The sequence below is a fragment of the Lactiplantibacillus fabifermentans DSM 21115 genome (genome assembly GCF_000498955.2).
GTDB classification, from domain to species: domain Bacteria; phylum Bacillota; class Bacilli; order Lactobacillales; family Lactobacillaceae; genus Lactiplantibacillus; species Lactiplantibacillus fabifermentans.
The window spans coordinates 49,810-58,647 of the sequence record NZ_AYGX02000019.1 but is presented as its reverse complement, the minus strand read 5'-3'; the positions used below and the strand labels follow the sequence as shown (position 1 = coordinate 58,647).

The following is an 8,838-nucleotide window of genomic DNA, read 5'->3' as shown; positions in this document are numbered from 1 at the left end:
AGGTTATGCTGAACAATTTGTCCAAAAATTCGGATTAAATTTGCAATCTACCTTAAAACTAACATTGAATTTGCAAAGTGGGTGATATTAAAAAGAGGTAGCGATAATTGCTGCTGAGCGAATTATCGTTATCTCTAAGTTTACGGTATTGCGAGATTATTCAGTTAACAATAATTGGTCGGCATCATTAATTTTAATTACTTTGCCGGCCTGTTGTGTGATCAACCCTTGCTGTTCAAATAAAGTTAATTTGCGACTGATGGTTTCCGGCGTGGTGCCTAAGAAAGTAGCGAGATCTTTTTTCTTGATTGGTAGTTTGAACGTATCCGTTTTTAAGGCTGCCGCCGTTTCGGTTAAATAGTTGGCGAGACGGGCTTCGACGGATTCGGTGGCCGTGCTGGTCGTTTGGCGTTCGAGCTGGGTGAGGCGTTTGCCGAAGACGTTCAATACTTTGATACTGATGCTGGGATATTGTTGCATGAGTGCTTGGAAGTCTTCACGGCGGATGCTGCAAACATCGGTCGGGACTAACGCTTCGGCAAATGAGGTCCGTTGCTGGTTTTCGAATAAAGCGGCTTCCCCGTCGATATCGCCAGTTTGTAATAAGTAGAGTAATTGTTCGCGACCGTTGGCAGCTAGTTGATAAACTTTGACTTGGCCGTTGGCAACAATCATTAGTTGATCCAGTGCATCAGCGGCACTAAACAAAGTTTCGCCAGCTTGATAGTGATGGTGCCGGACGATTTTTTCAATCGTATCTAGTTGGTCGGCTTCGAGTTCGCTGAAAATTGGCACCAGTTGTACGCATTCGTGATTCGCCATCACGGACACCCCCTCATTATTTATGTAATTAGTATACTGCCAAAAGAATTTTTATTTCTTGATGCCGGTCAAGTTTTTAAATGGGCCAGCTCGTTATGATAGAGCCATCAAATGAATTGATGGAGGTCAAAATTATGGCAAAAGCAATTATGCAACTCGGGACGTTGACGTGTCCTTCATGTATGACAAAAATTGAAAAGGCGGTCGCCAACCATCCGGGTGTAACGAACGTCAAAGTCTTATTTAATGCTAGCAAGGTCAAAGCCGACTTTGATGATAGTACGACCGATGCTGATCAATTAAAACAAGTGGTCACAGGACTAGGATACGACGTTGAAAGCGTCAAAGTAAAGTAGGGGGCTCAACTTATGGAAACAACTATTGAAGCACAATATGCCGCAGAATTAAAACAAAGTGAAATCGACCACCACACGCCAACCGCGGGGGCAATGACGAATCATATCTTATCGAATTTAATGGTCGAATATGTCAAATTGAACCAAGTTAAATGGTATGTTAAAGGTCGCGATTACTTCGCTTTACAACCGGTTTATCAACAATTGTTGGACTTGAATATTAAGCATTTTGCCGAACTGGGTGCGTTATTATTGGATGAAGATCAAAAGCCATCTTCAACCACTGCGGAATTAACCAAATATTCCATGCTTGAAGAAAATGGTGCTAACAAGTATCAAACTGCATCGGATTTAGTAGCTGGCACCATCAAAGATTATGATACCGAAAATCTCTTTGTTGACCGGGCCATTAAACTCGCCGAAAAGGAAGCTCGTCCGGCCTTAGCCGCTTGGTTAGTTGCTTATCGTGGCAGCAATAATCGCCAAATTCGGCAGTTACAAGCTTTCTTAGGCCAAACGGCGCGGGCTGGTTTGGATGAAGAAGACGATGATGATGACGAATAGCGATATTTAATGTTATTGAGATAAAGCTCAGCTAACGATGCCTTGGGGTAGTTGTTAGCTGGGCTTTTATTCATCCGCTAACCTATTTGAATCGTAGCAATTCCCACACAGCTGCGCTATACTAACGCTAACGATTTAATGTGAAGGGGGACCATGATGTCAGTAGCTGAGATTGTCATTTGGACATTTGTATTCATTATTGCCACCGGCTTTGTGACGGTCGTTTCGACGACGGTCTTAATCGGTCGAGCGAAAAAGCGGGCCGAAAAAGAAGCTGAACAGCCAGAACAAGATACGCGTGATGACTGGGAAAAAGGCGATTGGTCTCAAGATGATTGGAAAAAGGGCGACTGGAAATAGCCGGTAGAGTGAGCCAGAAGGCGATTAGTTTGCGAGTATTAACGTGGAATGAGCAATTATGCCCGGGCTTTGGGGCATGGTTGCTCATTCCACGTTAAGCGGAACAAACTACCTTATGGCTCACGTTTCGGCCACAAAAATAGTAAAAACTAAAGGGGCACCTGATAATTTCAACTTTTATCAGGTGTCCCTTTTGCGCTATTATTTGGTTTTTAATAACAAGTCGAGTGATTGTTCCAGATTTTGAACGTCGGCCGCCGCCATGTTATCAACACAATTGTTGATGTTGCGGGCAATTACCAGCTTCATAGCTTTATCGACGCTGGATTTAACCGCGGACAGCTGAACTAAGACTTCATCACAGGGGCGATCTTCCGCCATCATCCGTAAGACGCCGTCAAGCTGACCAGCGGAACGTTTTAAACGGGTCGTGATTTGCTTTTTAGTGACGTAGCCGTCTGCTTCCGTAGTCATCTTAGTCCACAGCTTTCTTTAATTCGGCTTCAAAGTCGGGCTTAGGCCGCGCACCGACCATATGGCTGACAACTTGGCCGTCTTTTTTGATTAAGAAGGTGGGAATCCCTTGAACTTGGAATTGACTCGCAACTTCTTGGTCATTGTCGACATTTAATGAAACGAAGTTGACCTTGTCTTTATAAGCGGCATCCTCAGATAGTGACTTCAAGATAGGGTCCATCATGCGACATGGCGGGCACCAGTCCGCGCGAAAGTCGATTACGGCGACACCAGTGTCAGTTTCTTTAGCAAAATCTTGGTCATGAATTTCTTTAATCATTTTAAAGGCCTCCGGTTAATTGATGTTTCAAATATACCCCCACCCGTATATTAAAACAAGTTATTTGCCCGAGTACCAAATAAAACGTCACCAACTAACGGATAGTTAGCTAGTGACGTTGTTAGTTATATTAAGCCGTAACTGATTTTACCGGGGTGGGTATCTTCCGGTCGTATTTCGTTTGGAACTTGATTAACCGCATGGCGTTAAAGATAACGACGAGGATGCTTGCTTCGTGGACGAACATGCCACTCGCCATATAAATGTAGCCAAAGATGAGGCCAATCAGTAAGAAGACGACAGTAGCAATCGCAATAAAGATGTTTTCACGGGTATTTAAGACCGTCTTTTGGGCGAGACCGTGGGCGTGTACTAACGCTGGAAAACTCGATTGCATTAAGACGACATCTGAAGTATCAATGGCGACATCGGTCCCGCTACCCATGGCGATACCAATATCAGCTTGGGCGATTGAAGGACTATCGTTAATCCCGTCACCGACAAATGCCACGATATGGCCGGCTGCTTGTTGTTTTTTGACGTAAGTGACCTTTTCAGCGGGTAATAAGTTGGCGTGGACTTCATCGATGCCGAGTTCAGTAGCGACGGCATCGGCAGTTAATTCATTGTCACCGGTTAACATGACTAAGTGTTTGATACCTTGGGCTTTTAAGGCAGCTAAAGCCGTTTTGACGGCGGGACGAATCGCATCAGCAATGCCGAAAATCGCTTGGACTTGTTGATCAATGGCTAGAATAACGGTCGACTGGCCGGCTTGTTGCATTTGTTTTAAGTCGGCTTGTTGCGTCGCTGTTAACGTGATTTGTTGCGCTGTTAATAATTTTTGATTGCCTAAGATGACTTTTTGATTAGCCACGGTCGCCCAGATACCTTGCCCCTTAACCGTTTCAGTATCCGTTAGCGTAGGGGTCGCCGTGGTGGTGGCGTGTTGGGCCGCGTACGTGACGATAGCTTGGCCGAGTGGGTGATCAGAAGTTTGTTCAATTGCGGCGGCTAATGGTAATAGTTGGGCGTTATCGGTGTAGGCTTTAAAGCTAGTGACGGTCGTTTTACCTTGCGTTAAGGTCCCAGTTTTATCAAACATTAACGTGTCGATTTTGGCGAAGCGGTCGATTACTTCGCCACCTTTGATTAAGATGCCGCGTTTGGCGCCGTTTCCGATACCGGCGACATTGGAAACTGGCGCACCGATGACTAAGGCCCCCGGGCAACCGAGCACGAGGACGGTAATGGCTAGGCGAAAGTCGCGCGAAAAAATAAAGACGAGTAGGGCTAAGACGAGGACGGCGGGCGTGTAGTATTGGGCAAAGCGGTCGATGAATTTTTCCGCTTTCGATTTGGTATCTTGGGCTTCTTCGACTAAATCAATGATTTTAGCGAATGTCGTGTCGTCGCCAACTTGAGTCGCTCTAACTTTTAAATAGCCGTTTTCGACCATGGTCCCCGAAAAAACTTGGTCGTCTAGTTGTTTGCTGATTTGCCGTGATTCCCCTGTAATGGACGCTTCGTTGAGATAGCCACTCCCGTCAACGACGACACCATCGACGGGGACTTGGTTACCGGTTTTGACGAGCACGACATCGTCCACGTCCACGTCGTCGATATCCACGGTCGTCGTCCCGTCAGCAGTCACTAAGGTTGCTGTCGTGGGGGCCATTTCGGTCAAACCTTTAATGGCTGTGCGCGTTTTTTGTAAAGTTTTGCTTTCGAGATATGAACCGAATAGGAATAAGAATGTGACGATGGCCGACTCATCGAATTCGCCAATGACAAACGCGCCGATGACGGCAATGCTGACGAGCAGTTCGATACTAAAGACGCGATTGATTAAGGCGCTCCACGCGCGTACTGCGATGGGAATCACGGCAATAATTGAAGCGATGGCGAGGATAACTTGATAACCGGTTAGGCTGTGTAATAGGAACTTGGTTGCGAAACCGAGGACAATGAGGCCGCCGGTGATGGCGGTGATGTGGTTCGTATATTTGGTTAAAAATTGTTGTAATTTCATCATGAGAAACCACTCCTTGTTTGATTTGATGGTCTTAGTATAGGAGCGTGCCGGCTTTAATAACTTGATGCGGGTCAAGTTTGCTTTGGTATAATAAATAAAACGCTTTTATATGAGGAGAGATCGCTGTGAAATTTCAAGTTGTGCCGGCCAATAATGCGTTATTGCCGGCCTATTTTCAAGGTCGCTGGGTCGAAAAACAGTTGGCCGATAAAATGGTCATGTATACGACTAATTTAGGCGCCGAGTTTTGGCTACAAGTGGATCACGCGCGCTTTTTAACCTTGACGATGTTCAACGACCGTGTTGATGCGCCGAGTTGGGTTGCCATTCAAATCGACGGCTTACCGTATCAGCGACAAGCATTGACAGCCACGCCAATTCAGCTCACGTTAGATGGGCAACGGCACGTGATTCGCGTGGTGATGAGTGGCAATACCGATGCCGACGCGGTGTGGTCGGGTCAAGCTGGTTTTGGTGTCGAATCTTTGACGAGTGACGGCGAGCTACGAGCCGTCCGTCCCGGCAATCACAGCATTACTTTCATTGGCGACTCCATTACGGCCGGATGCTGGGTCGCTGGTCGCATGCCAGCAGAAGATTATCGTGGCGAGGCCAATTATGCGGCCATTGCCAGTGATTTATTGAACGCGCGCAATGTCCGCATTGCTTACAGTGCCGCTGGAATTAATAAACCAGGAACTGGCGGGGTGCCACGCTTAATGGATGTGTTAACGCAAGTTGATGCCAGCACCCCGTGGTCACCGGTACCCACGGATGTGGTGGTGATTAATGTTGGAACTAACGATGGCCGGGAATCGGTAACGAGTTTTACGGCCTTGTTTAAACAATTTTTGACGCAAGTGACGACGCTTTATCCTAACAGTCGGCTAGCCGTGATGGTGCCGTTCAATCAACGTTTTGACCGCTTGATTCGCGAAATTGTCCCAGAATTTATGCAAATTCAGTTAATTGATACGGCGGAATGGCAACCAACGACTACCGATGGCGTGCATTTGGACGTGGCAGGGTCGCAAGTGGCGGGACACTACTTGGCGGATGCCTTGCGGGAATTATATCCAGAATTGTTTGCCTGAACTGGTTGGACGGTGAACATTACCGAGTGGTTCGCTTTGTTTGTAGCTCAGATGTACGCTAAAGAGTTAGGCCTGATTCCTGACGATTCACCAGCTTTTGATATCCAGACGATGCGTTAAACCACTTAGACAATGAAGATTAAGTATTATCCATTAGATTTGGAATAGTGGATATAGTTAAACATACTGCGACATAACTCAAAATGGGTGTCTGATGAAATTTCAACTTTCATCAGACGCCCATTTAGTCTTTTGCGATTCTTTTGGCACACGCTTGTTTTAGCGTTCACGATTCAAATGTTGTTGTGTCAAAGTTTGTACCGCATCTAAGACCACAACTGGAATGTCAACATGGGCAATATAGCCAGTGCCGTTTGGACCGTACCCTTGAGGTGTGTCATGCAGACGTTGCAATTCACCGAGCATTAGTTCCGTGAAATACGCGCTGGGCCAAGCTTGGTCATAGCGCGTAGCCGTTGTAAAAGTTAGTGGTTGTAATTGCTTAAGCTGCAAGACTGGTGGTAAATAACGGCTAAAAGTAACGGTAGTTGGCCAGACTTGCTCGAACGTCAGTTGACTGCGACGAGCCAATAATGGATCTTGCACGATCATAACGTGTTGCCAGTCTTTCGGGGCCAAAGCTAACGCGTTACGAGCGTTGGCACCAGTATTAGTTGATGTTGAATCCAGCAAGAGCTTACCTTGGTAACCTGCTGCTCGGACAAGGCGACTCATAATTGTAGCTTCATCTTCATTATTAGCGGGTAGTCCAAGATTTTGTCGTAAATATTTGGTCGCGTGGCCGATGCCACCAGCGATGATGATGGCCGGTAAATGGTATTGGTTGGCCAGTCGGGCGGCTTGTTCAGCGGTTTGGGGCAAACTATTGCCACATAAAACGAGGCTGTCGATGTTTGTGAGCGTCGGTGCTGGCTGCGTTAGCCAGTCGAGACATTGATTTAGGGCGGTTAAGTCAGTCATGGGCGATTACCGTCGTTGGCTTGGTACCGAAGTGGGCGGCCGCCGCGCCAAAGTTGAACCGTTGGTAATGAACTTGGTCAAAGCCGGCTTGTTCGAATAAGGTAACGAGTTGTTGATAGCTGGCAAAATGCCGCGTTGTTTCTTGTAAATAGGAATATTCTTGGTATTGATGAGCAAATAAGCGGCCAAAAAAGGGCACAACTTTGGTGAAATACCATTGCCAAACTGGTTTAATCAGCGGTTGGTCCGGTTGGGATGTTTCTAAACAAACGAGCTGAGCGCCTGGTTTTAAGACGCGAAATATTTCCGCGAGTGCTCGGGGCTTATCCGGTAAATTTCGTAAGCCAAACCCAATCGTAACTAGATCAAAGGTATTATCTTTGAATGGTAAGTGCATCGCGTTACCGCGCCGCAACCAGACACGGTCGTGGAGCTGGGCTTGGTCCACTTTTTGTTGCGCAATTTTTAACATCGGGGCCGAGAAGTCAAAACCAATCACTTCACCGCGGTCCGATAAAATTTGCGCCACGGCAATCGTCCAATCGCCGGTGCCGCAGCATAAGTCGAGGGCGTGAGCGTCTGGCTGCAAGTGAATCTTAGTCATTGTCTGCGCGCGCCAATGCCGATGCGTGCCTAAACTAATAATATTGTTCATGCGGTCATAATTCGGTGCAATCGTATCAAATAAACCTTGTACGTTATGTAAATAGCGATTTGCCATGTGCGCTGCCTCCTGGAAGTTGATGCTTTAAGTCTACTATAGCAGATACGCCGTAAATAGCAGGTTATCTAAGTGATGATTTGCGAAATTTATCGGCATGATTAATATAAATCTAAGGTTTTATAAACACAAAAAAACTGCCAATCAACGATTGACAGCTACTCAAGTGGACCCTACCGGATTTGAACCGACGACCTCCTGCATGCGAAGCAGGCGCTCTCCCAACTGAGCTAAGGGCCCAAGTACTATTTTAGTATACCGCAATAAAATTTCCGTGCAAGCGTTTCACGAAAACTAATGGCGACTAGCCCGATGATTTTGGCCGCCACGGATTTTGTGGACGCGACGTTTGAATTGGGGTTGGTTACTGCTGACGAACTTAAAATGTTGCATTTTACCATTGAACGCTTGGCCGTTTAAGCGCAGTTTGAGCCAATCTTGCATGACGGTGATCATCATGTTGATTTGGTCGACCCGCAATTTATCATTGGCTTGTTTCGCTAACGGTAATAAATTAGTTTGTAATTGTTGGACCATTTTTTGATGGTAAGCCATTAGTTCTGGGGTTAATGGGGCATCCGTATATGAATTAAATAGCTTTTGGACGGTCTGCATGGCGTCTTTTAAATCGGTTGGTTGGTAATAACGATCCTGTTCATTCATTTACTTTCCTCCTCAATCTTATCTAGTATACCAAAATTTGATAAAATGCAGTCGTAACAAGTAGCCAAACCGTGACGAACTCGTTAGAATATAAGTATTTTAAGAGGAGGTGCCGTTATGACTGAAACCACGGCGTTACAAACGACAGCGGAACAAGAAATAGAACAAGCTTATGCGCACTTTAAAGAACGGCAATTAGCTTTGAGCAAGGCCGACATTTATGCGCACGCCGCCCAAATCTTTACGATTGATGAAATCGTGGCGGCAACCAAGATGTACTTATTTGATGAGACGATTGCCCAGCGGGTCGTGGAATTGGGATCAACGGTCTTAGACCAGATGTACGCGCAAGCGACGCAGACTGAATTTTTAAAAATTAACTTCACTGGTAATGATATTCGCTGGTTGTTGGGGTTACCCCGGACGCATCGGCGGCATTAAACAAT

At 46.2% G+C, this 8,838-nt stretch carries 12 protein-coding genes and 1 tRNA gene; 5 read left to right on the top strand and 8 right to left on the bottom strand.

The window, feature by feature from the left end; translation table 11 throughout:
- Positions 1-156: 156 nt before the first annotated feature.
- Positions 157-822, bottom strand: a complete 666-nt coding sequence (locus DY78_RS01555) for a Crp/Fnr family transcriptional regulator (RefSeq protein ID WP_024625755.1) — start codon at positions 820-822, stop codon at positions 157-159.
- A 134-nt stretch (positions 823-956) separates the two neighbouring features.
- On the opposite strand from DY78_RS01555, the gene DY78_RS01550 reads away from it, so the two are divergent.
- The 3 genes from DY78_RS01550 (at position 957) to DY78_RS01540 (ending at position 2,102) form a co-directional block, all read left to right on the top strand.
- Positions 957-1,178 (top strand): heavy-metal-associated domain-containing protein, encoded by a 222-nt coding sequence (locus tag DY78_RS01550; protein WP_024625754.1) that lies wholly within the window; start codon positions 957-959, stop codon positions 1,176-1,178.
- Between the two features lie 12 nt (positions 1,179-1,190).
- Entirely contained in the window at positions 1,191-1,742 is a 552-nt protein-coding gene (locus DY78_RS01545; protein ID WP_024625753.1) for a ferritin-like domain-containing protein, read from the top strand.
- Between the two features lie 153 nt (positions 1,743-1,895).
- Positions 1,896-2,102 carry a hypothetical protein gene (locus tag DY78_RS01540; protein ID WP_235810624.1) on the top strand — a complete coding sequence of 69 codons (207 nt, stop codon included), beginning with the start codon at positions 1,896-1,898 and terminating at the stop codon, positions 2,100-2,102.
- Between the two features lie 201 nt (positions 2,103-2,303).
- On the opposite strand, the gene DY78_RS01535 is transcribed toward DY78_RS01540, so the two are convergent.
- The 3 genes from DY78_RS01535 to DY78_RS01525 form a co-directional block, all read right to left on the bottom strand.
- Positions 2,304-2,576, bottom strand: a complete 273-nt coding sequence (locus tag DY78_RS01535; RefSeq protein WP_024625751.1) for a metal-sensitive transcriptional regulator — start codon at positions 2,574-2,576, stop codon at positions 2,304-2,306.
- Position 2,577: 1 nt separating this feature from the next.
- Positions 2,578-2,898 (bottom strand): thioredoxin family protein, encoded by a 321-nt coding sequence (locus tag DY78_RS01530; RefSeq protein WP_024625750.1) that lies wholly within the window; start codon positions 2,896-2,898, stop codon positions 2,578-2,580.
- A gap of 130 nt (positions 2,899-3,028) precedes the next feature.
- On the bottom strand, positions 3,029-4,930 hold the full coding sequence (locus tag DY78_RS01525; protein WP_024625749.1) for a heavy metal translocating P-type ATPase: 1,902 nt from the start codon (positions 4,928-4,930) through the stop codon (positions 3,029-3,031).
- Between the two features lie 128 nt (positions 4,931-5,058).
- On the opposite strand from DY78_RS01525, the gene DY78_RS01520 reads away from it, so the two are divergent.
- Entirely contained in the window at positions 5,059-6,027 is a 969-nt protein-coding gene (locus DY78_RS01520; RefSeq protein ID WP_024625748.1) for an SGNH/GDSL hydrolase family protein, read from the top strand.
- Positions 6,028-6,306: 279 nt separating this feature from the next.
- Here the strand turns inward: DY78_RS01520 and DY78_RS01515 are convergent, their stop codons facing one another.
- The 4 genes from DY78_RS01515 to DY78_RS01500 all read right to left on the bottom strand — a co-directional run bounded on the left by DY78_RS01515 (position 6,307) and on the right by DY78_RS01500 (position 8,392).
- The gene (locus tag DY78_RS01515; RefSeq protein WP_024625747.1) at positions 6,307-7,008 is read right to left on the bottom strand and encodes an ElyC/SanA/YdcF family protein; all 702 of its coding nucleotides are present in this window, start codon (positions 7,006-7,008) and stop codon (positions 6,307-6,309) included.
- Positions 7,001-7,729, bottom strand: a complete 729-nt coding sequence (locus DY78_RS01510) for a demethylmenaquinone methyltransferase (RefSeq protein ID WP_024625746.1) — start codon at positions 7,727-7,729, stop codon at positions 7,001-7,003. The genes DY78_RS01515 and DY78_RS01510 overlap by 8 nt, the downstream gene beginning before the upstream one ends.
- A 167-nt stretch (positions 7,730-7,896) precedes the next feature.
- A tRNA-Ala gene (locus DY78_RS01505) sits at positions 7,897-7,969 on the bottom strand.
- 54 nt (positions 7,970-8,023) lie between these two features.
- Positions 8,024-8,392, bottom strand: a complete 369-nt coding sequence (locus DY78_RS01500; protein WP_024625745.1) for a hypothetical protein — start codon at positions 8,390-8,392, stop codon at positions 8,024-8,026.
- A 117-nt stretch (positions 8,393-8,509) separates the two neighbouring features.
- Between DY78_RS01500 and DY78_RS01495 the strand changes: the two genes are divergently transcribed.
- A complete protein-coding gene (locus DY78_RS01495) occupies positions 8,510-8,833 on the top strand; it encodes a hypothetical protein (RefSeq protein WP_024625744.1) in 324 nt (107 codons plus the stop codon).
- Positions 8,834-8,838: the final 5 nt, after the last annotated feature.